Source organism: Streptomyces griseoruber, from assembly GCF_001514205.1.
GTDB classification, from domain to species: Bacteria; Actinomycetota; Actinomycetes; order Streptomycetales; family Streptomycetaceae; genus Streptomyces; species Streptomyces griseoruber.
Window position 1 is genome coordinate 1 of sequence record NZ_KQ948786.1, and the last position, 26,386, is coordinate 26,386.

A 26,386-nucleotide genomic window follows, 5' to 3' on the forward strand; every position below is an offset into this window, starting at 1 on the left:
GGGTTCATTGCATGCGCTACGACCTGGTGATCTTCGACAACGATGGCGTCCTGGTGGACAGTGAGCCCATCTCCAACCGGCTGCTGGCCGCCTATCTCACCGAGCTCGGGTACCCCACCAGCTACGAGGACTCCATCCGGGACTACATGGGGTCGGCGATGCACCGGGTCCACGACCTGGTCGAGGCGCGGACGGGGCAGCGGCTGCCGGCCGAGTTCGACGACGTCTTCCACCGGAGGGTGTTCGCGGCCTTCGAGCGGGAGTTGCAGGCCGTGGGCGGGGTCGTGGACGTCCTGGAGAAGCTGGCGGCGGACGAGGTGCCGTACTGCGTGGCGTCCTCCGGTAGTCATGAGCGGATCCGGGTGGGGCATCGGACGACCGGGCTGGACCGGTGGTTCGACGAGGGGCGGATCTTCAGCTCGCAGGACGTGGGGAAGGGCAAGCCGGCGCCTGATCTGTTCCTGTACGCCGCCGAGCGGATGGGGGTGGCTGCGGGGCGGTGTGTGGTCGTGGAGGACTCTCCGCTGGGAGTGCAGGCGGCGGTGGCGGCCGGGATGGACGTGCTCGGGTTCACCGCGATGACCCCGGCCGCGAAGCTCGCCGGTGCCACGCAACTCTTCTCCGGCATGGGGGAGTTGGCGGGGCTGCTGGCCTGACATTTGTCATGCCGAGTTGCTTACGATCGTTTCTACTGGTGGACCCCTGCCCGCGGCGAAGCTGAGGGCATGACGACGAACACGGTTGCCCAGGGTCGGAAGAAGACGAACGCGTTCGCGCCGCTCCTCATGGACGTGGCGGTGCCGATCGGGTCGTACTACCTGTTCAAGAGCGCGTTCGGGATGAGCACGTTCGCGGCGCTCGCCTGGAGCAGCGTCGGGCCGGCGGTCCGGACGGTGTGGAGCGTGGTCAAGGAGCGCAAGGCCAACGGGCTCGCCGGGCTGATCCTGGTGGTGAACGTGGTCGGGCTGCTGCTCAGCTTCGTCGCCGGCGACCCGCGGCTGATGCTCGCCAAGGACAGCGCGGTCAGCAGCACGGTCGGCATCGGGATCCTCGTGTCCGTGTGGCTGGGGAGGCCGATGATGACCGCCGGGCTCAAGCCGTTCCTGGTGAAGGGGAAGGCCGACCGTGAGGCCGCCTGGGAGCGGCTGCTGTCGGGCGGGTCGGTGCGCTCTGCGGCCTTCCTGCGGGCCGAGCGGGTCTACTCGGTGGTCTGGGGCGTCGTCCTGCTGGCGGAGTGCGTGGTGCGGCTCGTGGGGGCTTACACGGTGCCCGTGGACACGATGGTGTGGCTGGGGTCCGTGGTGATGGTCGTGGCGATCGGGACCGGGGTCGTGGTGAGCGGCGGGCTGGCGGCCGGGCCGATGGTGGGGATGATCGGTGCGGAGACCGGCGCGGAGACCGGCGCGGAGGGCACCGCCGAGGGTGGCGGTGAGCGTGAGGTGGAGGGGCACGGTCGGGGGCAGGGGATGCCGGCTCTGGTCGCCGCGAAGTAAAGCTGAGGGAAATTCATCTTTGGCTGGATCTACCCACGAGTACGCCGGGGCCCTACGCTCGCCGCCATGACAGAAGTGCTGCGGCGCGGTAGGGCCTCTTTGGCGTTCAGCTTCTTTGCGCAGGGGGCCGCGTTCGCTCTGCTCGTGACCCGGATTCCGGCGATCCAGGACCGGTACGGCGTCTCGGACGCGCAGCTGCCGATCTTCCTCGCCGCGGTGCCCGTGCTGGCCGGGGTCGGGAGCGTGACGACCGAGCAGCTGGTGAAGCGGATACCCGCCAGCCGGCTGCTGCGCTGGTCCCAGCCAGTGGTGCTGCTGGCGCTGGTCGGGGTGGGGTCGGGGGACGCGATGGCCGCCCTGGCGCTCTCGCTGGCCGTCTTCGGGCTCGCGGTGGGGGCGCTCGACGCCTCGATGAACATGCTCGGGGTGAGCCTCCAGCGGACGTACGGGCGCAGCATCATGCTGAGCTTCCACGCGGCGTACAGCCTCGGTGGGATCGTGGGGGCCTCGCTGGCGTGGGCGGGGGCGCACTGGCATCTCGCGCTGTGGCTGTCGTACCTGCCGGTGGTGGCGGTGCTGCTGCCGGCGGCGCTGGTGGCCAGTCGGTGGTACGTCGACGGGGACGCGGGGAGTGGGGCCGGGGTCGTCGAGGACGAGAAGGCCCGGGACGGTGGGGGTGTCGTCTTCAAGCTGCTGCTGCCCTTGTGCCTGGTGATGTCCTTCGCCTACATCGGGGACTCGACCGTCTCCAACTGGAGTGCGAAGTATCTGCAGGACGTGCTGGGGAGCTCGGAGCAGCTCGCGACCGTGCCGTACAACGTGTACATGGTGACCACGCTGGTCGGGCGGGCCCTCGGGGACTTCGGGGTTCGGCGGTTCGGGGCGGCGGCCGTGGTGCGGCTGGGGGCGCTGGTGGCGGCGGCCGGGTTCGCGGTGGTGGCGGTGGCGCCGGGGGCCTGGGTGGGGATGGGCGGGTTCACGCTGGTGGGGCTGGGGCTGTGTGTGCTGGTGCCGCAGACCTTCGCGGCGGCGGGGCGGTTGTTCCCCGGGGCGTCGGATGCGGCCATCGCCCGGCTGAACGTCTTCAACTACGTCGGGTTCCTGGTGGGGTCGCCGTTGGTGGGGGCGTTGGGGGACGCGTGGAGCTATCGGGGGGCGATGGTGGTGCCGATGGTGTTGGTGCTGGTGACGTTGGTGTACGCCAGGTCGTTCGTCGCTCAACCGGACCGATACGGTGGCGGGCATGAGCGGCCGCGCACAGCTGATGTGGGACGAGGCAGTAACGGGCTATGACTTCGGTCCGGACCATCCGATGGATCCGGTACGGCTGGAGCTGACCCGGAACCTGGTGGGTGCCCTGGGGCTCGACCGGGAGCTGGCGGTCGTAGGGGCGAAGCCGGCCGGCGAGTCGACCTTGCGGCTGGTGCACCGGGAGGACTACGTCGAGGCCGTGAAGGCGGCTTCGGCGGATCCCGCGGCGGCGGATCAGGGGTACGGGCTGGGGACGATGGACGATCCGGCGTTCCTGGGGATGCACGAGGTGTCGTCGGTCATCGCCGGGTTGTCGGTGGGGGCGGCGGAGGCGGTGTGGCGGGGGGACGCGCTGCACGCGGTGAACTTCGCGGGTGGGCTGCATCACGCGATGCCGGGGGGTGCGTCGGGGTTCTGCATTTACAACGATGCATCGCTGGCGATCGCCCGGTTGCTGGAGTTGGGGGCCGAGCGGGTCGCGTACGTGGATGTGGACGTGCATCACGGGGACGGGGTGCAGGCCGCGTTCTGGGAGGATCCGCGGGTGCTGACGATCTCGTTGCACGAGCATCCCCGGACGTTGTTTCCGCAGACCGGGTGGCCGGAGGAGACCGGGGCGGGGGCCGGGGAGGGGTCGGCGGTGAACGTGGCGTTGCCGGCGGGGACCGGGGATGCGGGGTGGTTGCGGGCGTTCCACGCGGTGGTGCCGGAGCTGATCGCTGATTTCCGGCCGGATGTGCTGGTGACTCAGCACGGGGCCGATACGCATTTCGAGGATCCGTTGGCGCATTTGGCGGTGTCGCTGGATGCGCAGCGGGCCGTGCAGGTGGCTTGTCATGAGTTGGCTCATGAGTACGCCGGGGGGAAGTGGGTCGCGTTGGGTGGGGGCGGTTACGCGGTGGTGGAGGTGGTGCCGCGGTCGTGGGCGCATCTGGTGGGGATCGTGGCGGGGAGGGAGGTGGCGCCGGAGACGGTGATTCCGGAGAGTTGGCGGGCGGAGGTGTTCGCTCGGACCCGGCAGTTGGCGCCGGTGCGGATGACTGATGGGCGGTGGCCGGTGGAGTGGGGCGTGTGGGAGGCGGGGTACGACCCTGCGGACCGGTTGGATCAGGCGGTGTTGGCTACGCGGCGGGCTGTTTTCCCGTTGCGGGGGTTGTTGGCGTAGCGGTCTCGCCCACCCGCTCGCCCGTCTCGGTCGGTTGAGAGGTGCCCCGCTCTGCGGGGCTCCGCTCCTGTCCCTCCCCCCTTACGCCAACCGTGCTCACTTCCCTCCGTTCGGGTCGTCGGGGAGGAGGGCGTGGGGGAGCATCGGGAGGGTGTTCAGGGATGTGGGTGGGATTCGGGGTTATCTCGTGGGGGTGGGGTTGGCGGGGGTGGTGGGGACCGCTCGGGAGGTGAGTCTGCGGAGGTATCGGGCGTTTGCCGCCCGCGATCCTCGGGTGTTGATCGGGGTGTGTCCCGAAGGGGATTGGGGGGTGGGGGAGTTGGTCGCGTTGATGGCGGCGAGGTGTGGGGTTTCGGACGATCCGCTGTGTGTTTCAGGGCAGGATGTGATTGATCCCGAGCGGACCGTTGCCGCGCTGGATGCCTTCGGGGAGCGGGTGGGGGCGGTTGCCCAGCGTGGTGGAAGCGTGTTGCTCGGGACCGGGCACCCGGACCGGCTGCTGGGGTTCTACGCCGGGCTTGCGGACGCTTTGTCGGCGGTGGGATGTACTGTCCTCACCCCAGCGCAGGGTCGCTGTGTCGACATAACGACCCGGTTCGGTCTACGTACCTGCCATCTCGACTACGTCGGAGGGGTTGGGGTCGTGCGGGAGTGCGGTGGTGAACGCGCCGGTTGTGCGACCCCCGTGCACAGCCATTCCCCGCTGCCGGTTCGGGTGGCGCTCGGGGCGGCCGCCGAGGAGGGCGGGGGGCTGCCGGATCTTGTGATCGGGGACCATGGCTGGGTCTGCGGTGCAGGTCAGCTGGGGGTTGAGGCCATCGGGCTGGCTGATACCGATGACCCGGCGTTGTTCGTGGGGGAGGCGGAGGGGGCCGTATCCGTCGTCGTTCCACTTGATGACGGCGTGCGGTCCGATTACTACCTGCCGCTGACCCGCTACGTACTCAATCGAGCGTGTCTGTCACAGTAGGCCTGCGATGGGTGCACCTCTTCCCCACTCGCATCACCCGCCCCTACATTGGGGAGTGAGCACGCAACGACGAAGAGTCACCGGAAGGGGAAGCCGGTGGCCGTCGAGTGCGGAAGGTTCAGGTGTGTCATGGCTGCAGCAGGCGAAAGGCCTCTGAACGAGGTTCAGTTCCTTACCGTGGCGGAAGTCGCCTCGGTGATGCGAGTGTCCAAGATGACCGTGTACCGGCTGGTGCACAGTGGTCATCTGCCCGCGATCCGGGTGGGGCGGTCCTTCCGCGTCCCCGAGCAAGCGGTCCACGAGTACCTCCGCGAGAGTTATGTGGGGGTGGAAACCGCCTGACGGACGGCGATCGTGGAGGGGGCCGGCACAGCGTACGGGTACCTCGGACCCCCTCCGGAGCCCTCGATTACGACCTCGGCGCTCGGGCGGGTAGGCTGGCCCCTCGTAGGTCGTATGGGCCCATGGCGCCCAAACACCGAGTGATGAGAAGTGAGCGAGGGTAGTCGTGGGCTCTGTTATCAAGAAGCGGCGCAAGCGGATGGCCAAGAAGAAGCACCGCAAGCTGCTCAAGCGCACGCGCGTTCAGCGTCGTAACAAGAAGTAAGGCCTGTCCTTCACTTCTTCGCGAGGCGCGAGCCGCGGAAGCGTGGTGTGGCCCCCAGTCGGTTCTGCCGGCGGGGGCCACTCGCATGTCCGGGTGGTGTGCGGTGGGCTGAATGCCGTGCGTGTGTCTGGACGGGCGCAGAGCCCAGAGGCCTCGCTGATCTGGTCGTATGGCCGGTCCGGTCGTCACTTCGTGCATCGGGCGGTCATCACAGCGCAACATCGACCCGATAGGTTGGCCCGCACGCGGGGAACGCGGCAGGGTACGAGCAGTGCATCAGTGCGGACGAGAGGAAGGCGCTGGTCTTGGGGAAGGTCGTGCTCGTCACCGGAGTGGCCCGCCAGCTGGGGGGCCGGTTCGTCCGACGGATTCAGCGTGACCCGGACGTCGAGCGGGTCGTCGGGGTGGACGCCGTGCGGCCGGAGCATCATCTGGGCGGTGCCGAGTTCGTCCAGGCCGACATCCGGCAGTCCACCATCGCGCGGGTGCTGGCCGAGACCGGCGCCGACACCGTCGTCCACCTCGATGTGACGGCGACCGCGCTGGGCAGCGGCAGCCGGACCACGGTCAAGGAGACCAACGTCATCGGGACCATGCAGCTGCTCGGCGCCTGTCAGAAGTCGCCCACGGTCAAGCGGCTGGTGGTCAAGTCCAGCACGAACGTGTACGGGTCCGCGCCCCGGGATCCCGCTGTCTTCACCGAGACGACCTCCGCCAAGTCCTTGCCCAGTGGTGGGTTCGCCAAGGACACCGTCGAGGTCGAGGGGTATGTGCGCGGGTTCGCGCGGCGGCGGCCCGATGTCGCCGTGTGCGTGCTGCGGTTCGCGAACATCCTGGGGCCGACCGCCGAGACCCCGCTCGCCTCGTACTTCGCGCTGCCCGTGCTGCCGACCGTGTTCGGCTACGACCCGCGGCTGCAGTTCGTGCACGAGGACGATGTGATCGAGGTGCTGCGGATCGCCTCGCACGAGCCGGCGCGGGGCACGCTCAACAGCGGGACCTTCAACATCGCCGGGGACGGGGTGCTGCTGCTGTCGCAGTGCTCGCGGCGGCTCGGGCGGCCCACCGTGCCGCTGCTGCTGCCGGCCGTCACCTGGGCGGGGTCGCTGGTGCGGACGCTGGGGATGACGGACTTCTCGCCCGAGCAGATCCGGCTGCTGACCCATGGGCGGGTCGTGTCGACCACGCAGATGCGCGAGACGCTCGGTTTCGACCCGCGGTACACCACGGCGGAGACGTTCGCGGACTTCGCACGCAGCCACGGGCCCGGGCTGCTGCCGCCCGAGGCCGTCGCGCGGGCCGTCGAGCGGGTCGGTGCGCTGCCGCTCGCCCGCAGCGGCCCCGGCAGCGCCCCCGGCCCCTCCGTGGTCCACCCCCCGACGCCGAGCGCCAACTGAGGAGCGCATCAACGATGGCGGACGCCAAGGTCATTCCGTTCGACGACGACCGGACCCGCGGGGGCGCCTCGGCGCGGCCGGCGCGGCGCCGGAGCGTGGGGAGCCGACGCAAGAACGGCGAGCCCGCACCGGTCCGTGAGCTTGCCGAGGCCGGTGAGATCGGCGCGGTCCAGCCCCTGCCCACCAGGGCTGTTGAGCAGGATGATGTTCCTGTGACGACGGATGCGCGGGACGAGGGGGGCCTGGAGCGGCGTATCGCGGGCGGGCTGTCCTTCCTGCGGCGCCGGCTCACGGGTGACTACGAGGTCGACGACTTCGGCTACGACGAGGAGCTCACCGACCAGGTCCTGATGTCGCTGCTGCGGCCGGTGTACGAGAAGTACTTCCGGGTCGAGGTCAAGGGCATCGAGAACATCCCGGCGGAGGGTGGGGCGCTGATCGTCGCCAACCACTCGGGGACGGTGCCGCTGGACGGTCTGATGATGCAGGTCGCCGTCCATGATCGGCATCCGGCGGGCCGGCATCTGCGGCTGCTCGCCGCCGATCTGGTGTTCGTGCTGCCGGTCGTCAACGAGCTGGCGCGCAAGCTCGGGCACACTCTCGCCTGCTCGGAGGACGCCGAGCGGCTGCTCGGGGCGGGGGAGCTGGTCGGGGTGATGCCGGAGGGCTTCAAGGGCATCGGCAAGCCCTTCAGCGAGCGCTACAAGCTCCAGCGGTTCGGCCGGGGCGGCTTCGTCTCCACGGCGTTGCGACAGGGCGCGCCGATCATTCCCTGCTCGATCGTCGGGGCGGAGGAGATCTACCCGATGATCGGCAACGCGAAGACGCTGGCGCGGGTGCTCGGGTTCCCGTACTTCCCGCTGACGCCGACCTTCCCCTGGCTCGGTCCGCTGGGGGCGGTGCCGTTGCCGACGAAGTGGACGATCCAGTTCGGGGAGCCGATCCCGACGGACGGCTATCCGCCGGAGGCGGCGGAGGACCCGATGCTGATGTTCAACCTGACCGACCAGGTACGCGAACAGATCCAGCACACGCTGTACAAGCTGTTGGTGCAGCGGCGGTCGGTGTTCTTCTGACGTGAGTGGGGCCGGTCACCGGTCGGGCGTGGTGCCGAGAGTCGGCGGTCGGAGTCCGGCGCGGCTGTTCGAAGCCTGCGAAGCGGTGCGAGAGCAGCAGACGCAGGGGCCAGGCTGCTGGTGCAGCGGCGGTCGGTGTGCTGCTAGGGCCTTCGGGTGTACGGCCAGGGCCTTTGGGCGTACGGCGGTGGGGGCGTCCCTCTCTGAGGGGCGCCCCCACCGGGTGTTTCTAGGTTGCGTCCTCGCTGTCGATGCCGAGGCCGGGGAGGAGGCCGGGGAGGAGGGGTGGGATGGTGACGTCGGGGGCGGTGGAGGGGGTGCTCGTCGACGGGGATGTCGAGTTCGTGCCCTCCGGCTGGTCCAGGAGGCCGCCCGTGCTGCCGCCCAGGAGGCCGTCGTCGGTCGTGCCGGAACCGGCCGACTTGCTGGGGCCGCCGCCCGTGCCCGTGCCGCCGGTGTGGGAGGCGTCGCCGGTGCCGGGGCTGGTGGAGCGGCCCGTGCCGGTCGAGGTGTCGGCGGACGACGAGCCCGAGCCCTGTCTGCCGGTGCCGCCCTGGGCGGGGGGACGGGGGAGCCGGGACTGGAGCGGGGCGACTTCCTCGTCTATGGCTTCGAAGACCGACGACACCTGCTGACTGACGTCGCCCAGCTGGACGGGCAGCCTCTCGCGCAGGGCGCCCCAGGCCTCGCGGTGGGAGCGGGAGAACGCGTCCAGGGCCTGGATGGGGCCCAGGGAGTCCGGGTCGCGCTCGTACGCCTCGTGGAGCAGGCGGTGGCCCTCGGAGGCGTCGTGCTGCATGCCGTTCAGCGCGCGGCGGATCTCGCCCAGTGATTCGTGGTCGAGGGGGCCGCCGCGGTCGCGCTCCATGAGGCGGCGGGCCTCGCTGAGCCGGGTGGAGGCCTGGTCGAGGTAGGTCCGGCCGCGTTCGTCGTCGCCGTCGGACAGGTAGTTGAGCTTGAAGTCCTCGATGCCGCGCTTGAGGCCGTAGAGCCCGTCACCGGGGAGGGCGTCGGAACTCGCGGCCGCCACCCCGCCGAAGGCTCCCGCGGCCACGCCCACGCTCAGGCCGCCCGCGGTGAGGCCCTTGGCGATCCGGCTGCGTGGCCGGAGCTTTCCCAGGGGGCTCGCCCGGTGCGCGCCGCCCTTGGCACGAGGGGATCGTTGTTCGGGTACCGACCTGTCCGCCGCCTCGCCTCCTGCGGTGCCCGCTTGCAGCATGGCCTCCATCGCGGCGACCAACTGGGCCCGCTGGACGACCTTGACCTCGGGGTCGAGCTCCGGTTTGGGCAGCTCGGCGAGACTCGTCGCGAGGGCCAGGAGGCCGCCCCGCTCGGTCTGGTCCGCAGCGGCCGGCGCCGGCGGTGATCCTTCGGTCTGCTCGGCCGCCGTGCCCTGGTCGGACTGCTCCTCCAGGGCCTGGGCGAAGGCGTTCGCCCGCCGGTGCGCCGATACGTTCGCGATCACTGGCGGCACCTCCTCTCGTCATGACGGTCGACTCCCCGGGGATCTCGAGGGTTGCACGGCCCGTTCTGCTTTCCCTCGATCGAGTGATCGGGGTCGGCCGGGACGTGACCACAGGGAGCCTGTATCCCGCACAACGACTGGCGCGGCACTTGGGTTACGGACGGAGGGTGTTCGGATCGGGAAGCCAACAGACTTTCACTGAACGTGAGTTGGGGATTGCCGACAGCTGGGGCGCACCGGGCCCGGGCGGGCTCAGCGGGCGTCGTCCGGCAGGAGCCGGGCGAGGGTGCGGACGGCGCGGTACTGGAGGGTCTTGATGGCACCCTCGTTCTTGCCCATCACCCGAGCGGTCTCGGCGACGGACAGGCCTTGCAGGAAGCGGAGGGTGACGCATTCCTGCTGCTGGGGGTTGAGCCGGCGTACGGCGTCCAGCAGGGCGGCGTTGGAGAGGGACTCCAGGACGGAGTCCTCGGGGGAGCGCTCGACCTCGTTGGCGTCGAGCATCTCGCCGGTGGTCACCTCCAGCCGGAAGCGGCTGGACTTGAAGTGGTCGGCGACGAGGTTGCGGGCGATGGTGACGAGCCAGGCGCCGAAGTCGCGGCCCTGCCAGGTGAAGGTGCCGATGCGGCGCAGGGCGCGCAGGAACGTCTCACTGGTGAGGTCCTCGGCGGTCGCCTTGCCGCCGACGCGGTAGTAGATGTAGCGGTACACGGTGTCGCTGTACTGGTCGTACAGGCGCCCGAACGCGTCGGCCTCGCCGGCCTGGGCGCGTTCGACGAGGTCCATCATCCGGGCGCTGTCGCTGTCGGCCGCGGGACGGCGGGCCGAGGTGGTCGCGCCGTTGGCGGAGCGTCCTCTTCTGCCGACCGCGGCGCTGCTTTCCGCCAGCGCGTAGCACGGGCCCGCGGGTCCCGCGGGGACGGCGGTGGCGAGGGCCGGGACGCCGAACGCGGTGGGGACGCGCAGCGACTGTTTGATCATGGCGACTGTTGCGCGCAGCGTAGCCAGGCCCGAGGCGTCAACCCCGACGTGTGGGTACACGGGACTCCCAGAGGCAGAGCTTCCATCACGTGCAGTGCGGGACCTTTCACCCGTCGTAGCGACAGGGGGGTACCGGTTTGCGTCTGAGGAGAATAACGCTTCGTGCAGGCGCTGCTACACCGAGTTGCTCAAAACTTCGATTACGTCGCTTCTGTGCCCGATTGGCGTGCGGTCAAGTTCCACAGGGTGAGCGGTTATTGATCGGAAGGGTTTGGGTTTCGGGTCGGTCCGGGGCGTGTTGTGGCTGTGCGCGGACAACGCGAATAGACGGCCGTACCGGGGGGTACGACCGTCTGTTCGGTGCGGGTCCGCCGTGGCTCAGCGGCGTCGCTTGTGCAGGGCGATCGCCGCCGCCGTGCCGCCCGCCACCGCTCCCACCCCTGCCGCGGCCGGGATGCCGACCTTCGCCGCCTTGCGGCCCGTGCGGTAGTCGCGCAGGCGCCAGTCGAGGCCTCGGGCGTGTTTGCGGAGTTTGGAGTCGGGGTTGATGGCGTAGGGGTGGCCGACGAGGGAGAGCATCGGGATGTCGTTGTGGGAGTCGCTGTAGGCGGCGCAGCGGGAGAGGTCGAGGCCCTCCGCCGCGGCCAGCGCGCGGACCGCCTCCGCCTTGGCGGGGCCGTGCAGCGGCTCGCCGACGAGCTTGCCCGTGTAGACGCCGTCGACCGACTCGGCGACCGTGCCGAGGGCACCGGTGAGGCCGAGGCGGCGGGCGATCACCGTGGCGATCTCCACCGGGGCGGCTGTGACCAACCACACCTTCTGACCGGCGTCCAGATGGGCCTGGGCGAGGGCCCGGGTGCCCGGCCAGATGCGCTCGGCCATGTACTCGTCGTAGATCTCCTCGCCGATCGACTGGAGCTCGGCGACGCGGTGGCCCTTGACGATGGACAGGGCCGAGTCGCGGGCGTCCTGCATGTGCTCGGGGTCCTCGATGCCGGCCATCCGGAACCACGCCTGCTGCCAGGCGAACCGGACCAGGTCGCGGGTCTCGAAGAATTTGCGTTTGTACAGGCCACGGCCGAAGTGGAACAGGGCGGCGCCCTGCATCACCGTGTTGTCCAGGTCGAAGAAGGCGGCGGCCAGCGCGTCGCCGTGGACCGGGAACTGCGGTTCGGCCCCTTCTTCTTCCGGGGCCTGGTGCTGTTCTTCCTGAGTGGACTTGCGGGCGGCCTCAGCCGAGGCCTCGCCAGCCAACACGCTCCGCGCCGTGGCGGAGCGCCTACGGGGGGTGAGCCATCCGAGAGCGGCCATGGCGTGAGCATAGCCAGTTTGTTCGGTGGTTCCGGAGCCACGAGGTTCGGAGGGTGTGAACTCTCCGCGACCGCGCCGTTAAAGAGGTGAGAGGAACAGGCGCGAGAATGGCCCGTATGAGTCCCCTCTTTCGACGGAAGGGGCCGGCCCCGCAGGACCGGCTCGTCACGCTCATCGGGAAGCCCGACTGCCATCTGTGCGAGGACGCGCAGGCCGTGATCGAGAAGGTGTGCGGCGAACTCGGCGTGCCCTGGGAGCACAAGGACATCACCGAGGACAGGGCGCTGTACGACGCGTACTGGGAGCAGATCCCGGTGGTGCTGGTGGACGGCAGGCAGCACACCTTCTGGCGGGTGGACGAGACGCGGCTGCGCAAGGAGCTGGGCGACTAGGAACTGACCGACCGGTACAAGACGGGCCCGGTGTCGCTTAGGATCGATGGCGCTTTGGTCTCGGGGGCGGGATTCACGAGGAGTGTGCCGGTTTTGCCCCCAGGGATGTCCCTAGGAACGACGCGCGTGACCCCGGTCACGTTGGCCGGGCAAAACGGACACCATCTTTGTGCACGCGTTCACAAAGACATAGCCTGCTGTCGACGGGGCGGTCTGGGTCCGTGTGACCGCCCGCAGCCCCGCTCTACCCGCAGGAGCACCGTGGCAACTGGCCGAACTCACCGACCGGCGACCCGTAGCCGAGGGATTCCCGAGGCCACCGTCGCCAGGCTTCCGCTGTACCTCCGCGCGCTGACCGCGCTGTCGGAGCGCTCGGTACCCACGGTCTCCTCCGAGGAGCTGGCCGCGGCCGCGGGGGTCAACTCCGCCAAGCTGCGCAAGGACTTCTCCTACCTGGGTTCCTACGGAACGCGCGGTGTCGGCTACGACGTCGAGTATCTCGTCTACCAGATCTCCCGTGAGCTCGGGCTCACCCAGGACTGGCCGGTGGTGATCGTCGGCATCGGAAACCTGGGCGCCGCCCTCGCCAACTACGGCGGGTTCGCCTCCCGCGGCTTCCGGGTCGCCGCCCTCATCGACGCCGACCCCGCGATGGCCGGGAAGCCCGTCGCCGGCATCCCCGTGCAGCACACCGACGACCTGGAAAAGATCATCACCGACAACGGCGTGTCGATCGGTGTCATCGCCACGCCCGCCGGTGCCGCCCAGCCGGTCTGCGACCGGCTCGTGGCCGCCGGGGTCACCTCCATCCTGAACTTCGCGCCGACCGTCCTGTCCGTCCCGGACGGCGTCGACGTGCGCAAGGTCGACCTCTCCATCGAGCTCCAGATCCTCGCCTTCCACGAGCAGCGCAAGGCCGGCGAGGAGAGCGCCGCCCACGAGGGCGCCGCAGTGCCGCCCGTGGCGCACGACGAGACCACCGACCAGGGGCCCGACGGGGACGTACCCGCCGTGATGCCCGCATGAGTCTCCTCGTCGTCGGACTGAGCCACCGCAGCGCGCCGGTCAGCGTCCTGGAGCGGGCCTCCCTCTCCGCGGACGCCCAGCTCAAGCTGCTCCAGGACACGGTCGCCGCCGAACCGGCCGCCGAGGCCGCCGTCCTCGCCACCTGCAACCGCATCGAGCTCTACGCCGACGTGGACAAGTTCCACGCCGGTGTCGCCGAGCTGTCCACGCTGCTCGCCCAGCACAGCGGGGTGGGGCTGGAGGAGCTGACCCCCTACCTCTACGTCCACTACGAGGACCGGGCCGTCCACCATCTGTTCTCGGTGGCCTGCGGGCTGGACTCCATGGTCGTCGGCGAGGGACAGATCCTCGGACAGCTCAAGGACTCGCTGGCCAGGGCGCAGGAGCTGCACACCGCCGGCCGGCTGATGAACGACCTGTTCCAGCAGGGCCTCAGGGTCGGCAAACGCGCCCACTCCGAGACCGGCATCGACCGCGCCGGACAGTCGCTGGTGACGTTCGGGCTCGAGCAGCTCGCCGCCGGCGCCGAGGTGCGGGACTGGGTGCGGGGCAGAAGAGCGCTGGTCATCGGCGCGGGCTCGATGTCCTCGCTGGCCGCCGCGACCCTGGCGCGCGCGGGCGTCGCCGAGGTCGTCGTCGCCAACCGCACCTTCGACCGCGCCGAACGCCTGGCCCGGATACTGGGCGAGGACGAGAACACGGACGTGGCGGCCCGCGCGGTCCCGATCGAATCGGTGCCGGCCGAGCTGACACGTGCCGACGTCGTCGTCTCCTGTACGGGCGCGACGGGACTCGTCCTCACGGCGGAGGCCATCGCGGCGGCCGTCGAGGGCCGCACCGGCGAGCCCGTCGTCTTCGACGAGGAGAACCCCGCCGTACGGACCCTGCCGCCGACCTCCCTCGGCACCGACGAGGGCTGCCCGCTGGACGTGTCCGCCGTGCAGCAGCAGCCCGGGTTCTCCGTGATGGGCGAGGCCGCCGTGGCCGGCATGGACGCGGCGACCCTGGAGCAGCACGCGGCCTGGGTCGACAACGCGACCGTGGACCGCCGCACCGCCGGCCGCCGCGGCCCCGAGGCCGACGCCGAACTGATCGCCGCGCTCGCCGCCACCGCCGCCACCGTCGGCCGCATCCCCGAGCGCCGCAGGCCCGAGCCGGTCGCCGGCCCCGTACGCCCCGAACCGGTGCTGTTCCTCCTCGACCTCGCGATGCCGCGGGACCTCGACGCGGCCGCGCACCGGCTGGCCGGGGTGCGGCTGATCGACATCGAGTCGCTCGCCGAGGCCTCCGCCGACGCGCCGATGGCCGCCGACGTGGACCTGGTGCGGCGGATCGTCGCCGACGAGGTCGCCGCGTTCGGCGCCGCCCAGCGCGCCGCGCACATCACGCCGACCGTGGTCGCGCTGCGCTCGATGGCCGCGGACGTCGTCGCGAACGAGATCGCCCGCCTCGAAGGGCGGCTCCCCGGACTCGACGACAAGCACCGCGCCGAGATCACCCAGACCGTCAAGCGTGTCGTCGACAAGCTGCTGCACGCGCCGACCGTCAGGGTCAAGCAGCTCGCGGCCGAACCTGGCGGCGCCGGGTACGCGGACGCGTTGCGGACCCTGTTCGACCTCGACCAGGAGGCGGTGGCCGCCGTGTCCCGGGCCGAGGACAGCACCGAGAAGAACGCAGAGAACCGAGGGCCCGCATGAGCGGCATGAGTACGAGAGCACTGAGGCTCGGGACCAGACGGAGCAAGCTCGCCATGGCCCAGTCCGGGCAGGTCGCGGACGCCGTGCGCCGGGTCACCGGCCGGCCGGTCGAGCTCGTCGAGATCACCACCTACGGCGATGTCTCCCGCGAGCACCTCGCGCAGATCGGCGGCACCGGTGTGTTCGTCACGGCCCTGCGTGACGCGCTGCTCGGCGGGGAGGTCGACTTCGCGGTTCACTCGCTGAAGGACCTGCCGACCACGCAGCCCGAGGACCTGGTCCTGGCCGCCGTACCGGTGCGCGAGGACCCCCGCGACGTGATCGTCGCCCGGGACGCGCTGAAGTTCACCGACCTGCCGCGCGGTTCGCGCATCGGCACGGGTTCGCCGCGCCGCATGGCGCAGCTCAACGCGTACGCCCGCGCCCACGGGCTGGACATCGAGACGGTCCCGATCCGCGGCAACGTCGACACGCGGATCGGATACGTCAAGGGCGGCGAGCTGGACGCGGTCGTGCTGGCCGCGGCCGGACTGAGCCGCATGGGCAGGATCGACGAGGTCACCGACTTCCTGTCGATAGACACCGTCCTGCCCGCCCCCGGCCAGGGAGCCCTGGCCATCGAATGTGCCGCGCACGACGCGGACCTGATCGCCGCGCTCGGCGCGCTCGACGACCCGTTCACCCGGGTCGCCGTGACGGCCGAACGGTCACTGCTCGCCGCCCTGGAGGCCGGTTGCAGCGCCCCTGTGGGCGCGCTGGCCGACCTTCTGGCCGACGGGCAGATTGTCAAGGAAATGCGCCTGCGGGCCGTCGTCGGGACCACCGACGGCACCCGTACGGTGCAGCTGTCCACCACCGGTCCCGTGCCCGAGACGCACGACGGGGCAATGGCGCTCGGTCGCGAACTCGCCGCCGAGATGCTCGCCCAGGGCGCGGCCGGTCTGATGGGGGAGCGAGCACAGTGAGCCCCACCGCCCTTCCTGCCGCCGCCGTTCCTGAGCACGGGCACGTCACCTTCCTGGGTGCCGGACCCGGGGATCCGGGACTGCTGACTCTGCGCGCCGTGGAGGCGCTGGCGAACGCGGACGTCCTCGTCGCCGAGCACGAGGTGCTCGACGTCGTACGGACGCACGCGCGGCCCGGCGTGTCCGTCGTGAACGCGGAAACCGGTCCTTCGTCGGACCCGCTTCCGGGCACAGGCACGCCTCACCCCAAGCTTGTTGACGGCACGTCAACAAGCGTCGAGGTACCCGCTGTGCGGGATGCCTCACATCTTGTCATGGAGGCCGCGCGGGGCGGCAGGCGGGTCGTCCGTGCGGTGTCCGGGGACCCGGGACTGGATACGTACGCGGCCGAGGAAATGCTCGCCTGCGCCGCCGCCGGGGTGCCGTTCGAGGTGGTCCCGGGCGTGGCGGCGGCCGTCGGCGTGCCCGCGTACGCCGGTGTGCCGCTGCGGGACGCGCAGGGCGCCGACGTCCGGTTCGTGGACGCGCGCACGGCGTCCGACCGCTGCTGGACGGAGGTCGGCGCCTCCGACGGGACGGTGGTCGTCTCCACGACCCTCGACTCCGTCGCGGCGGCCGCCGGCGAGCTGGTCTCGGCGGGCCGCAAGCCCGACACCCCGATGACGGTCACGGTCGCCGGTACGACGACCCGCCAGCGCACCTGGTCGGCGACGCTCGGCACGATCGCGCAGACGCTGAAGCAGGCGAAGGTGCTGCCCTCACCGGAGGGCGGCCGCCCGGTGATAGCCGTGGTCGGCGAGCGTTCCGCCCCCGCCCAGCGCGACCGGCTGGCCTGGTTCGAGTCCAAGCCGCTGTTCGGCTGGAAGGTCCTCGTGCCGCGCACGAAGGAGCAGGCGGCGTCGCTCTCCGACCAGCTGCGGTCCTACGGCGCCGTGCCGCACGAGGTCCCGACGATCGCCGTCGAGCCGCCGCGCACCCCCCAGCAGATGGAGCGGGCCGTCAAGGGCCTGGTCACCGGCCGCTACGAGTGGATCGCCTTCACGTCGGTCAACGCGGTCAAGGCCGTCCGGGAGAAGTTCGAGGAGTACGGCCTCGACGCCCGTGCCTTCGCGGGCATCAAGGTGGCCGCGGTGGGCGAGCAGACCGCCAAGGCGCTGATCGCCTTCGGCGTGAAGCCGGACCTGGTGCCGAGCGGCGAGCAGAGCGCCGCCGGTCTCCTCGAGGACTGGCCGCCGTACGACCCGGTGTTCGACCCGATCGACCGAGTCTTCCTGCCGCGCGCCGACATCGCCACGGAGACCCTGGTCGCCGGGCTGATCGAGCTGGGCTGGGAGGTCGACGACGTCACGGCCTACCGGACCGTGCGGGCCTCGCCGCCGCCGGCGGAGACCCGTGAGGCGATCAAGGGCGGCGGCTTCGACGCCGTGCTCTTCACCTCGTCCTCGACCGTACGGAACCTGGTGGGCATCGCCGGGAAGCCGCACAACGTGACGGTGATCGCCTGTATCGGCCCGGCGACGGCCAAGACGGCCGAGGAGCACGGCCTTCGGGTGGATGTGATGGCTCCCGAGCCGTCCGTGCACAAGCTGGCGGAGGCGCTGGCGGACTTCGGGCTGCGGCGTCGGACCGCGGCGCTGGAGGCCGGGGATCCGGTGACCCGGCCGAGCGAGCGGCGGCCGGGGTCGCGGCGCAGGCGGGCGACGTAGCAGCCTGTTCGTGGTCCGCCCCGAGGGCATTCGCCTCGGAGGCACCTTGCGCGCCCCGCCGTCTCTGTCGGAGACGGCGGGGCGTTCTTCATGAGCAGGGGCCGCAAGCCAAAGGCGCACGGGAGAAGCGCAAGTATGCAGACTTGAGCCGAACACCTACCCACAGCAGCCCCCCGGCCCCGATGTCGCTTGTCACGTCAGTCAGCAACTGTCGCTTCCAGCCCGGGAGTTGCGCCGCTCACCGTACAGACCCACCGAGAGATCACATCATGCTCGGCGGGGCCGGTTTGACGTGGACGCGTACGCGAGGGGTGAACTAGTGTTCGTTTCATTGCGGCCTCACAGGTACCAACAGTGATGCGCCGCCTCATGAAGCAGGGGGAATCGTGTTCAAGTCAAAGCTCGCTCGTGCAACGCTGGTGGTCAGTGCGTCCGCCGTCCTGGTCGTGGCGATGTCTTCCTCGGCGCAGGCCATCACCAACAAGACCGTCTCCCTTCCGGACAGCCGTGGTTACATGCACTTCCACGACGACGGCGATGTGTTCTCGGTCTGTGACACCAGAGCCGATGGGCACGGCGTGAGCGGCAATCTGATGAATGCCGACAACGCGGTTGTGTTCACCCTCAAGGACGATACCGACGACGGCTGCGCCAAGAAGGGGTATAACGTCGGCATCCGCGCCGTCCGGATGGAGATCTGGTGGGATGGCGACTTCTCGAAGGTGTACTACTCCGACTGGTTCCGCGAGTAGACCGCGGGTGCGTTAGCTCTCACCCCGTGCACTCGTCTTGCTGCTTGATCTGGTCGGGGGTTTGAGAACTGCTGCGGTGGGGCTGCTCCGGTGTTGCGGGAGCAGCCCACGGGTCAGTCGCCGCGGCAAGAGCTGATCGCGGCGGGGAGGGTCGCCGTGTCGGCGTACTGCACGACGAAGCTCGTGAAGCAGCCGAGCGGGCCTGGCTGGACGTCGCCCCCGGGACGCGGACCGCGGCGGTGCTCGAGCGGGATCTGCCCGCCGACCGGATCGGGCTGCTGAACCTGGCCACGGGCAAGGTGCAGCGCTGGATCAAGGTCGACAGGAGCGTCGGCGGCGTGCAGTTCTCAGGTGTGGCAGCGGGTGGAGGAGGCTGGTGGACACCGCGAGCATGGCGTCACCGCGCGCCGCCATCCGGATCCGCAGCGCCTCGGCCGCCGGCCGAAACAGCCCGGGATCCGCGTCGAAGCCACCGCCCTGCACCCCTGGAGTCACCTCGGCCAGCCGGTGCGCGTCCTCCTCGTAAAGGATCGTCTCCTCCACGATGCCGTCGGGGCGGCGGTACGTCACCTGGGCAGCGGATGCTCCGAACATCTGCGACGCGACGATTGCGACGTCCACGCCAGGGGTTGCCTGCCAGAGAGGACCGGTAAGGGATCGACAGGTCGTCGGCAAGTGGTCTCCCGGGCCGGGCGTAGCGTAGGGCACATGACGACGTACGGATCCTTCCCCGGATCGCGGCCGCGGCGGCTGCGGACCACCCCCGTCATGCGGCGCATGGTCGCCGAGACCCGGCTGCACCCGGCCGACTTCATCCTTCCCGCGTTCGTGCGGGAGGGCGTGAGCGAGCCGGTGCCGATCCAGGCGATGCCCGGGGTCGTGCAGCATACGCGCGACAGCCTGAAGAAGGCCGCGCTGGAGGCCGTGGAGGCCGGGGTCTCCGGGATCATGCTCTTCGGTGTGCCGGAGGAGTCGAAGAAGGACGCCCTGGGGACGCCGGGGACCGACCCGGACGGGATCCTTCAGGTCGCCCTGCGGGACGTGCGGGCCGAGGTCGGCGACGACCTGCTGGTGATGTCCGACCTGTGCCTGGACGAGACCACCGACCACGGGCACTGCGGGGTGCTGGACGACCAGGGCCGCGTCGACAACGACGCCACCCTGGAACGGTACGCGGAGATGGCGCAGGTGCAGGCCGACGCCGGGGCGCACGTGGTGGGGCCCAGCGGGATGATGGACGGCCAGATCGGGGTCGTCCGCGACGCGCTCGACCAGATCGGGCGGGAGGACGTGGCGATCCTCGCCTACACCGCCAAGTACTCGTCCGCGTTCTACGGGCCGTTCCGGGAGGCCGTCGGGTCGTCCCTGAAGGGCGACCGGAAGACCTACCAGCAGGACCCCGCCAATGCCCGTGAGTCGCTGCGGGAGTTGGCGCTCGACCTGGAGGAGGGCGCCGACATGGTGATGGTCAAGCCGGCCGGCCCCTACCTCGACATCCTGGCGCGGGTCGCGGACGCGGTGGACGTGCCGGTGGCCGCCTATCAGATCTCCGGCGAGTACTCGATGATCGAGGCCGCCGCGGAGAAGGGCTGGCTCGACCGCGACCGGGCGATCTTCGAGACGCTCACGGGGATCAAGCGGGCGGGGGCGCGGAACATCCTCACCTACTGGGCCACCGAGGCGGCGTTGAAGCTTCGTTGACGGTGCCGGGGCAGGTTGTCGGTCCGGTGCGGCGTCGTCGTGGCCGGTCGCGCCCCGCGGCGGAGCCGCATGTCGACAGGGTCCCGCGCCCCTTTGGGGTGTTGCCCGGCCGCGGCCGGCTTCGCTCCGGTGCTGGAGGGGCCCTCGTCTCGTAGGCCCTGGCCGTCGTTGCAGGCGGTGAGGGTCAGGGCGGCCGTCGCGGTGAGGACCGCGGTGAGGAGGCGGACGCGAAGGGGAGTGGGGCGTGTGGGCATGGGGCAAGCCTGAGTCGTGGCGCCCCCGAGCTTCCACACCTGCCGGGCAAGTCGGGACGCCGGTCCGGTCCCGTAGCGTCTGACCTGCGGAGACGGTGTCCTTCTGGGACGGGATCCGGGACGCGGCCGGGGGCATCCCCCCTTCGGAAGGAGCCCTGTGTACGGGGCGAAGGGGACGGTCGGGGCGTGGGCGCGGTCCGGATGCCGGAAAGTCGCGTGTAGGCGCCACCCATATCCCTAGGGTGCGGGCATGACTCTCGCACCCGTCCCACCACCGGCCCTCGCCGCCCGTGCCCGGTCGACCGGGGGCTCTCCCGTCCGGGACATCCTCGCCGTCACCGCCCGCCCCGAGGTGATCAACTTCGCGGGTGGGCTGCCCGCCCCGGAACTCTTCGACCGGGAGGGCGTGGCCGAGGCCTTCCGGCACGTCCTGGAGGAGACGCCCGCGCGAGCCCTCCAGTACGCCACCACCGAGGGGGAGCCCGCGCTGCGCGAGGCGCTCGCGGCCCGGACCTCGGCCCGGGGCCTCACCACCACCGCCGACGACGTCCTCGTCACCACCGGCAGCCAGCAGGCCCTCTCCCTCCTCGCCACGGCCCTGCTCGACCCCGGCGACACGGTCCTCGTCGAGTCCCCCTGCTACCTCGCCGCCCTCCAGGTCTTCACCCTGGCCGGCGCGCGGGTCGTGGCGGTGCCGGGTGACGCGGAGGGGCCGGACCCGGAGGCGCTGGCGGAGCTGGTGGTGCGGGAGCGACCCAAGCTGCTCTACACCGTCCCCACCTTCCAGAACCCCACCGGCCGCACCCTGCCCGCCGCCCGCCGCGCCGCGCTCGCCTCCGTCGCCGCCCGCCACGGCCTGTGGATCGTCGAGGACGACCCCTACGGCGAACTCCGCTACGACGGTGAACGCGTCCCCTGGATCGCCGCCCACCCCGACGCCCTCGACCGTACGGTGCTGCTCGGCTCCTTCTCCAAGGTCATGGCGCCCGGCCTGCGGCTGGGCTGGCTGCGCGGACCCGCCGAGCTGCGCCGGGCCTGTGTCGTCGCCAAACAGGCGGCCGACCTGCACACCCCCACGGTCAACCAGCTCGCGGCGGCCCGCTACTTGGCCGTCAACGACCTCGACGCGCATGTGGCGAAGGTGGCCGCCGTCTACCGCGAGCGGCGGGACGCCATGCTGGCGGGACTGGGCGAGGCCCTCCCGGACGGCTCTGTCTGGAACCGGCCCGAGGGCGGCATGTTCCTCTGGGCCCGGCTGCCGGAGCCGTACGACACCACCGCCCTGCTGCCGCAGGTGGTCGGGCACGACGTGGCGTACGTCCCCGGCGCCCCCTTCCACGCCGGTGAGCCCGACCGCTCCACCCTCCGGCTCTGTTTCGTCACGCAGACGCCGGAGGAGATCGGGGAGGGGCTGCGGCGGCTGGGCAAGGGACTCAGGGGCTGAGAGGCCGTCGGGCCGGGCTCAGTCCCACCAGAACGACCAGATGTGCTCTCCGACGAGCTGATCGGCGTAGGACTCCGGCGATCCCGGGCCCTGCGTGATGGTGTCCGGGCAGAACGCGAAGTGCTCGGCGGTCACCGCCCGCGCCTCCGCCACCGTGGTGGGCGGGGCGGCGACGGACAGCACCAGGACGTCGAAGCCGAGCCCCACGACCCGTATGCCGAAGCGGTCCTCCCAGGAGCGCAGGACCGCCGACAGACGGGCGGTGTCGCCCTCGTAGTTGGCCGGGCCGCTCCAGCCGACGGCCGTGGGCACGTCCGCGCTGCGGCGGGCCGGGACGAGCGCGAGATGCGGGGTGCGGAACCAGGAACGGCCTTCGCCGGACAGGGAGTCGGCGATCTGCGCGGCACGGGTGTCCGGATCGGAGGTCAGCGCCGGGCTCGCGGCCGGTCCCGGCCACTCCTCGCCCTCCGCGGCGACCTCCGCCCAGTACTCTGCGAGGACCTCCTCGGCGTCATGGTCGCCCGGGTAGGACACCTCCCCCGGCATCAGCTCCCACTCGTCCGGACCGCCCTGCGGCCCACCCAGGTCGACGAGGACCGGCAGCAGCCCCGCCCGCCCCGAACGCGCCCCCAGCGCCGCCCAGTTGCCCGGCGCGGCCGGCCGCTCCGCATGCCACAGGAGCGGCTCGTGCCACGGCCCCTCGTCCGTCGCGTCGATCAGCCGCCCCGGCGGCAGTTGAAGCCCCAGCGAACGACCGCTCGGATCGGAGGCCAGCTTGGGCAGCGGGTTGGGAAGAGTCGCCATGCCGGTGACTGTAGGGGCAGCCACTGACAACGGGGTCTACTTGAGGGCGGCGGTGAACCCGGCCCAGGCGGCGGGGGCGAGCTGGAGGGCGGGGCCGCTGTGGGGGGCGTGCTTGGAGTCGCGGATGTGGATGGCGGAGGGGGTGAGGGCGACTTCGAGGCACTGGCCGCCTTCGCTGCCGCTGTAGCTCGACTTGAACCACTTCAGGGCTTCGGCGCTCATTGCTCTCCTAGCAGGCGGTCGAGCAGGCCCACCGAATCCTGGGTGGTCAGGGCCTGTGTTCGCAGCATCGCATACTTGCGCGCCAGGATGGACACCTCATCTGCGTCGGAAACCCACTGGCTGCCGCGTTGGCCCTCGGCGTAGGCCAGGTGATGGTGATCAGGGGTCTCCAGCAGGGTGAAGGGACCATCGAGTCCGGCGTGACACGGACTGCTCATTGGCAGGAACTGCAACGACACACACGGCAGTTCAGCCAGTTCCCGCAGATACCGAAGCTGTGCCGACCGGTCCCCGATCTCCATGTACAGCACCGGCTCCCACACCACGAAACTCAAGGTAGGCGGGTTCTTCCGGCGCAGGATCTCCTGGCGGTCCAGCCGGAGGGCCGTGTACGTCTCGATCTCGTCCTCGTCGTACGCCGGAACCCTGTTGCGCAGTACGGCCCGGACGTACGGCTCGTTCTGGAGGAGGCCCGGCAGGACCGCGTTGTCGTACCAGGACAGCGCGATCGCCTCCCGCTCGTGCTCCATGTACAGCTCGGCCCACAGCGGGAACTGGTCGATCTCGGGAAGGTTGGCCACCCCCGTCGCCAACATCCCCTTCGTGTCCAGGACTTCGTCCAGCAGCGCCGCCAGGTCCGGCTTCAGCGCACGTCGGCCCTGCTCGATCGACGCGATGGTCTCCTCGTCGACCCGGACGAGTCCGGCGAGGCCGATCTGGGTCAGGCCCGCCCCGCGCCGGGCCGTGCCGAGCTGTCTGCCCAGCATCTTCATGGTGGAGAGGTTCTTCTTGCGCTGGCTCATGGTGCTGCCATCCCCCCGCTTGCCCGTGCCCGACCCGGTGGCGACCCGTACAAAAAATCTGTACGGGTTCACTCGCTGCTCAACGGTAGTCACTTTCCGTGACTCTTGTCCCGTGAACGAGACGATTCAACTCCCGCCCCTGTGCGAGAGGTTCTTCCGGCGTGAGCGGCGTTCCGTGCCGGACGCGCGACGGTTCGCGTCGGAAACCCTCGCCGGGTGGGGGCTCGCCGGGACCGAGCGGGCCGACGACGTGCTGCTGTGTGTCAGCGAGCTGGTGACGAACGCGCTGCTGCACGGCGTACCGCCCGGCCGTCAGTTCCTGCTGTTCCTGCGGTACGACGGCCGGGCGTTGCGCATCGAGGTCCACGACAGCGGGCCGGGGATGCCCCGGGTGGTCGAGCCGGAGGGTGAAGGCGGGCGGGGACTGCTGCTGGTGGCCGCGCTGAGTGACGATTGGGGGGTTCGGGAACGCGGGCTAGGCAAGGCGGTGTGGTGCGAGTTCGCCGGACCCTAGTCGCGCTTGGGCCAGATCGGGCCCTCGTCGGTCCAGGTGACGCCCTTGTTGCGGCAGAGGCAGAAGGGATGGCCGATCGGGTCGGTGTAGATCCGCCAGCCGTAGCCGTTGGGGCCGATGAAGTCCTGCCTCAGCGTGGCGCCGAGGTCCAGGACGCGGCGCTGCTCGGACTCGATGTCGTCCACTTCGAAGTCGAGGTGGAACTGCTTGGGGTGCTCGCTGTCGGGCCACTGCGGAGCGCGGTAGTCGTCCACCCGGATGAATGCCAGCTCGATCTCGCCGAACTGGATGCCGGCCCAGTCCTCGGAACTGCCTTCCTTGATCGGACGGCCCGTCACCCCGGAGTAGAAAGCAGCCAGCTTCATCGTGTCCGGGCAGTCGATGATGAAGTCGGTCAGTCTCAGCATCCCGCGATCTTGCCACAGGACAAGCCGCCCTGGGCGGGCTCTACGGCGCCTGGGTCGGCGCCGGTCAGCTGCTGACCGGCGCCGAACGGGAGCAGGAGCGATGGACGCTCAGAGCCTCTCGGGCGTCCGGATGCCCAGCAGGGCCATGCCCTGGTGCAGCGTGCGGGCCGTGACATCGCACAGGAGGAGGCGGTTCTCCGCCACGTCCTTCGGCGGCTGCGGCTTGATCACCGGGCACTTGTCGTAGAACGAAGTGAACAGCGACGCCAGCTGGTACAGGTACGCCGCCACCTTGTGCGGGGCGTACTCCGCCGCCGCCTCGAAGACCAGGTCGCCGAACGCGTCCAGGTGCAGGCCCAGCGCCCGCTCCGCCGGGTGCAGTTCCAGCTCCGGATGCGCGGCCGGCCGTACGTCTCCCGCCTTGCGGAGGATCGACTGGATACGGGCGTACGCGTACTGGAGGTAGACGGAGGTGTCGCCGTTCAGCGAGACCATCTGGTCCAGGTCGAACTTGTAGTCGCGGTTGGCCGACGTCGACAGGTCCGCGTACTTCACGGCGCCGATGCCGACCTGGGCGGCCCGCTCCCGGATCTCGTCCTCGGTGAGGTCCTGCGCCTTCTCCCGGACGACCTCGGCGGCCCGCTGCACCGCCTCGTCCAGCAGGTCCTCCAGCCGTACGGTCTCGCCCTCACGGGTCTTGAACGGCTTGCCGTCCGCGCCCAGCACCGTGCCGTAGCCCATGTTGTGCGCGGTGACGTCGTCGGTGAGCCAGCCCGCCCGCCGCGCCGTCTCGAAGACCATCTTGAAGTGCAGCGACTGCCGGACGTCCACGACGTAGATCAGGGACGTGGCGTGCAGGTCCTGGACCCGGTTGCGGATCGCGGTGAGGTCGGAGGCCGCGTAGCCGAAGCCGCCGTCGGCCTTCTGCACGATCAGCGGGACCGGCTGGTCGTCCTTGCCCCGGATGTCGTCGAAGAACACGACGAGCGCGCCCTCCGAGCGGACCGCGACACCCGTCTCCTCCAGCAGCCGCGCCGTCTCGGGCATACCGTCGTTGTACGCCGACTCGCCGACGATCTCGTCGTCGCGGATCTCCATGTCGAGCTTCTCGAAGACCGAGTAGAAGTAGACCTTCGACTCGTCCACGAACCGCTGCCAGAAGTCGAGGGTCTCCTTGTCGCCGGACTGGAGGGCCACCACCCTCTTGCGCGCCCGCTCCTTGAAGTCCTCGTCCGCGTCGAAGACCGCACGCGAGGCCTTGTAGACCCGGTTCAGGTTCGACATGGCCTGCTCGCCGTCCGTGTCGGTCTCCCCGGACAGCGCGTCCGGGTTCTCGATCAGGTACTGGATGAGCATGCCGAACTGGGTGCCCCAGTCGCCGATGTGGTGCCGGCCGATCGTCTGCTCGCCGGTGAAGTCGAGCATGCCGCGCAGGGCGTCGCCGATCACCGCCGAGCGCAGATGGCCGACGTGCATCTCCTTGGCCACGTTCGGCTGGGCGTAGTCGATGACCGTGATGCCCGGGTCCGCCTTGGCCGGTACGCCGAGCCGGTCGCCGTCCGCGTACCGCGCGGCCAGGTTCTGGGTGATGGCCCGGTCCGCGAGCGTGATGTTGAGGAAGCCGGGGCCGGAGACCTCGACGTCCTGGATCAGGTCCGCGCCGGTGGTGATGTGGGAGACGACCTGCGTCGCCAGCTCCCGCGGGTTCGCCTTCGCCTTCTTCGCGAGCGCCAGCATCCCGTTGGCCTGGAAGTCGGCCCGGTCGCTTCGGCGCAGCAGCGGGTCGGCGGAACCGGCCTCCGGCAGGGCAGCCGAGAGTGCCGCCGCGAGGCGCTGCTGGACGGAGTCGCTGAGGGACGTGACCGAGGCCATAGGAAGGGGTGCCGTTCTCCTCGTGGGAATGGATCGTCCCCTCAGTATCCCATGGGGGGTAAAGCCGTTTTCCCGGTCGGGACACGGTCTGTGACAATGGAGCGTCACCCG

The 26,386-nt window shown here is 70.5% G+C and carries 28 protein-coding genes and 1 pseudogene; 19 read left to right on the top strand and 10 right to left on the bottom strand.

Going from position 1 to position 26,386, the window contains the following annotated elements:
* The first annotated feature begins 11 nt into the window (after positions 1-11).
* The 9 genes from AQJ64_RS40565 to AQJ64_RS40600 all read left to right on the top strand — a co-directional run bounded on the left by AQJ64_RS40565 (position 12) and on the right by AQJ64_RS40600 (position 7,959).
* Complete coding sequence (locus AQJ64_RS40565) at positions 12-656, top strand: HAD family hydrolase (protein WP_059203451.1); 645 nt, start codon at positions 12-14, stop codon at positions 654-656.
* A gap of 69 nt (positions 657-725) precedes the next feature.
* A complete protein-coding gene (locus AQJ64_RS40570) occupies positions 726-1,493 on the top strand; it encodes a VC0807 family protein (RefSeq protein ID WP_059203452.1) in 768 nt (255 codons plus the stop codon).
* A 66-nt stretch (positions 1,494-1,559) separates the two neighbouring features.
* Positions 1,560-2,786, top strand: coding sequence for an MFS transporter (locus AQJ64_RS40575; protein ID WP_059203453.1), 1,227 nt, complete (start codon positions 1,560-1,562; stop codon positions 2,784-2,786).
* Positions 2,737-3,909, top strand: a complete 1,173-nt coding sequence (locus AQJ64_RS40580; RefSeq protein ID WP_059203454.1) for an acetoin utilization protein AcuC — start codon at positions 2,737-2,739, stop codon at positions 3,907-3,909. The genes AQJ64_RS40575 and AQJ64_RS40580 overlap by 50 nt, the downstream gene beginning before the upstream one ends.
* Positions 3,910-4,072: 163 nt before the next feature.
* Complete coding sequence (locus AQJ64_RS40585; RefSeq protein WP_059203476.1) at positions 4,073-4,879, top strand: phosphatase; 807 nt, start codon at positions 4,073-4,075, stop codon at positions 4,877-4,879.
* A 129-nt stretch (positions 4,880-5,008) separates the two neighbouring features.
* Positions 5,009-5,221, top strand: coding sequence for a helix-turn-helix domain-containing protein (locus tag AQJ64_RS40590; RefSeq protein ID WP_004984898.1), 213 nt, complete (start codon positions 5,009-5,011; stop codon positions 5,219-5,221).
* Positions 5,222-5,387: 166 nt separating this feature from the next.
* Positions 5,388-5,486: a 30S ribosomal protein bS22 gene (locus tag AQJ64_RS47160; protein ID WP_003948845.1), complete on the top strand. Its 99-nt coding sequence runs from the start codon at positions 5,388-5,390 to the stop codon at positions 5,484-5,486.
* A 305-nt stretch (positions 5,487-5,791) separates the two neighbouring features.
* Positions 5,792-6,883, top strand: coding sequence for an NAD-dependent epimerase/dehydratase family protein (locus tag AQJ64_RS40595; RefSeq protein ID WP_055635594.1), 1,092 nt, complete (start codon positions 5,792-5,794; stop codon positions 6,881-6,883).
* A gap of 14 nt (positions 6,884-6,897) precedes the next feature.
* On the top strand, positions 6,898-7,959 hold the full coding sequence (locus AQJ64_RS40600; RefSeq protein ID WP_055635593.1) for a lysophospholipid acyltransferase family protein: 1,062 nt from the start codon (positions 6,898-6,900) through the stop codon (positions 7,957-7,959).
* A 229-nt stretch (positions 7,960-8,188) separates the two neighbouring features.
* On the opposite strand, the gene AQJ64_RS40605 is transcribed toward AQJ64_RS40600, so the two are convergent.
* From AQJ64_RS40605 to AQJ64_RS40615, 3 genes are all read right to left on the bottom strand, one after another.
* Positions 8,189-9,424: a DUF5667 domain-containing protein gene (locus tag AQJ64_RS40605; protein ID WP_059203455.1), complete on the bottom strand. Its 1,236-nt coding sequence runs from the start codon at positions 9,422-9,424 to the stop codon at positions 8,189-8,191.
* 252 nt (positions 9,425-9,676) lie between these two features.
* On the bottom strand, positions 9,677-10,465 hold the full coding sequence (locus AQJ64_RS40610; protein ID WP_055637481.1) for an ECF subfamily RNA polymerase sigma factor, BldN family: 789 nt from the start codon (positions 10,463-10,465) through the stop codon (positions 9,677-9,679).
* A gap of 318 nt (positions 10,466-10,783) precedes the next feature.
* A complete protein-coding gene (locus AQJ64_RS40615; RefSeq protein WP_079062236.1) occupies positions 10,784-11,716 on the bottom strand; it encodes an HAD family hydrolase in 933 nt (310 codons plus the stop codon).
* Positions 11,717-11,832: 116 nt separating this feature from the next.
* Here AQJ64_RS40615 and AQJ64_RS40620 point away from each other — a divergent pair, with 116 nt between their 5' ends.
* The 7 genes and pseudogenes from AQJ64_RS40620 to AQJ64_RS52510 form a co-directional block, all read left to right on the top strand.
* Positions 11,833-12,108, top strand: a complete 276-nt coding sequence (locus AQJ64_RS40620) for a glutaredoxin family protein (RefSeq protein ID WP_055637483.1) — start codon at positions 11,833-11,835, stop codon at positions 12,106-12,108.
* 261 nt (positions 12,109-12,369) lie between these two features.
* Complete coding sequence (locus AQJ64_RS40625; protein ID WP_055637484.1) at positions 12,370-13,134, top strand: redox-sensing transcriptional repressor Rex; 765 nt, start codon at positions 12,370-12,372, stop codon at positions 13,132-13,134.
* The gene (locus AQJ64_RS40630; RefSeq protein ID WP_055637485.1) at positions 13,131-14,831 is read left to right on the top strand and encodes a glutamyl-tRNA reductase; all 1,701 of its coding nucleotides are present in this window, start codon (positions 13,131-13,133) and stop codon (positions 14,829-14,831) included. Before AQJ64_RS40625 ends, AQJ64_RS40630 begins: the two co-directional genes overlap by 4 nt.
* 5 nt (positions 14,832-14,836) lie before the next feature.
* On the top strand, positions 14,837-15,796 hold the full coding sequence (hemC, locus tag AQJ64_RS40635; protein WP_055637486.1) for a hydroxymethylbilane synthase: 960 nt from the start codon (positions 14,837-14,839) through the stop codon (positions 15,794-15,796).
* Positions 15,793-17,502 (top strand): bifunctional uroporphyrinogen-III C-methyltransferase/uroporphyrinogen-III synthase, encoded by a 1,710-nt coding sequence (locus AQJ64_RS40640; RefSeq protein WP_055637487.1) that lies wholly within the window; start codon positions 15,793-15,795, stop codon positions 17,500-17,502. Before hemC ends, AQJ64_RS40640 begins: the two co-directional genes overlap by 4 nt.
* Before the next feature lie 386 nt (positions 17,503-17,888).
* Positions 17,889-18,254 carry a hypothetical protein gene (locus AQJ64_RS40645; RefSeq protein WP_059203456.1) on the top strand — a complete coding sequence of 122 codons (366 nt, stop codon included), beginning with the start codon at positions 17,889-17,891 and terminating at the stop codon, positions 18,252-18,254.
* A 114-nt stretch (positions 18,255-18,368) separates the two neighbouring features.
* Positions 18,369-18,604: pseudogene (locus AQJ64_RS52510) on the top strand (hypothetical protein); the annotation flags it as partial.
* Here AQJ64_RS52510 and AQJ64_RS40650 read toward each other — a convergent pair.
* Complete coding sequence (locus tag AQJ64_RS40650) at positions 18,567-18,875, bottom strand: hypothetical protein (RefSeq protein WP_055637489.1); 309 nt, start codon at positions 18,873-18,875, stop codon at positions 18,567-18,569. The pseudogene AQJ64_RS52510 and the gene AQJ64_RS40650 overlap by 38 nt on opposite strands.
* A gap of 87 nt (positions 18,876-18,962) precedes the next feature.
* Here AQJ64_RS40650 and hemB point away from each other — a divergent pair, with 87 nt between their 5' ends.
* A complete protein-coding gene (gene hemB, locus AQJ64_RS40655; protein WP_055637490.1) occupies positions 18,963-19,955 on the top strand; it encodes a porphobilinogen synthase in 993 nt (330 codons plus the stop codon).
* Here hemB and AQJ64_RS47170 read toward each other — a convergent pair.
* Positions 19,919-20,209: a hypothetical protein gene (locus AQJ64_RS47170; protein WP_079062237.1), complete on the bottom strand. Its 291-nt coding sequence runs from the start codon at positions 20,207-20,209 to the stop codon at positions 19,919-19,921. The two genes, hemB and AQJ64_RS47170, sit on opposite strands and share 37 nt — an antisense overlap.
* A gap of 250 nt (positions 20,210-20,459) precedes the next feature.
* Here AQJ64_RS47170 and AQJ64_RS40660 point away from each other — a divergent pair, with 250 nt between their 5' ends.
* Positions 20,460-21,653 carry an aminotransferase-like domain-containing protein gene (locus AQJ64_RS40660; RefSeq protein ID WP_055637491.1) on the top strand — a complete coding sequence of 398 codons (1,194 nt, stop codon included), beginning with the start codon at positions 20,460-20,462 and terminating at the stop codon, positions 21,651-21,653.
* Positions 21,654-21,671: 18 nt separating this feature from the next.
* Here AQJ64_RS40660 and AQJ64_RS40665 read toward each other — a convergent pair whose 3' ends face one another.
* Genes AQJ64_RS40665 through AQJ64_RS40675 form a run of 3 tightly spaced genes read right to left on the bottom strand, consistent with a single transcriptional unit; the run spans position 21,672 to position 23,482 of the window.
* The gene (locus AQJ64_RS40665; RefSeq protein WP_055637492.1) at positions 21,672-22,457 is read right to left on the bottom strand and encodes a DUF4253 domain-containing protein; all 786 of its coding nucleotides are present in this window, start codon (positions 22,455-22,457) and stop codon (positions 21,672-21,674) included.
* Positions 22,458-22,493: 36 nt separating this feature from the next.
* Positions 22,494-22,679 (bottom strand): DUF397 domain-containing protein, encoded by a 186-nt coding sequence (locus tag AQJ64_RS40670; protein ID WP_059203457.1) that lies wholly within the window; start codon positions 22,677-22,679, stop codon positions 22,494-22,496.
* Entirely contained in the window at positions 22,676-23,482 is an 807-nt protein-coding gene (locus tag AQJ64_RS40675) for a helix-turn-helix domain-containing protein (RefSeq protein ID WP_059203458.1), read from the bottom strand. The genes AQJ64_RS40670 and AQJ64_RS40675 overlap by 4 nt, the downstream gene beginning before the upstream one ends.
* Before the next feature lie 112 nt (positions 23,483-23,594).
* On the opposite strand from AQJ64_RS40675, the gene AQJ64_RS40680 reads away from it, so the two are divergent.
* Complete coding sequence (locus AQJ64_RS40680; protein ID WP_055636859.1) at positions 23,595-23,996, top strand: ATP-binding protein; 402 nt, start codon at positions 23,595-23,597, stop codon at positions 23,994-23,996.
* Here AQJ64_RS40680 and AQJ64_RS40685 read toward each other — a convergent pair.
* The gene (locus AQJ64_RS40685; protein WP_055636858.1) at positions 23,993-24,403 is read right to left on the bottom strand and encodes a VOC family protein; all 411 of its coding nucleotides are present in this window, start codon (positions 24,401-24,403) and stop codon (positions 23,993-23,995) included. The genes AQJ64_RS40680 and AQJ64_RS40685 overlap by 4 nt on opposite strands.
* 108 nt (positions 24,404-24,511) lie before the next feature.
* Positions 24,512-26,275, bottom strand: a complete 1,764-nt coding sequence (argS, locus tag AQJ64_RS40690) for an arginine--tRNA ligase (protein WP_055636857.1) — start codon at positions 26,273-26,275, stop codon at positions 24,512-24,514.
* Positions 26,276-26,386 lie beyond the last annotated feature (111 nt).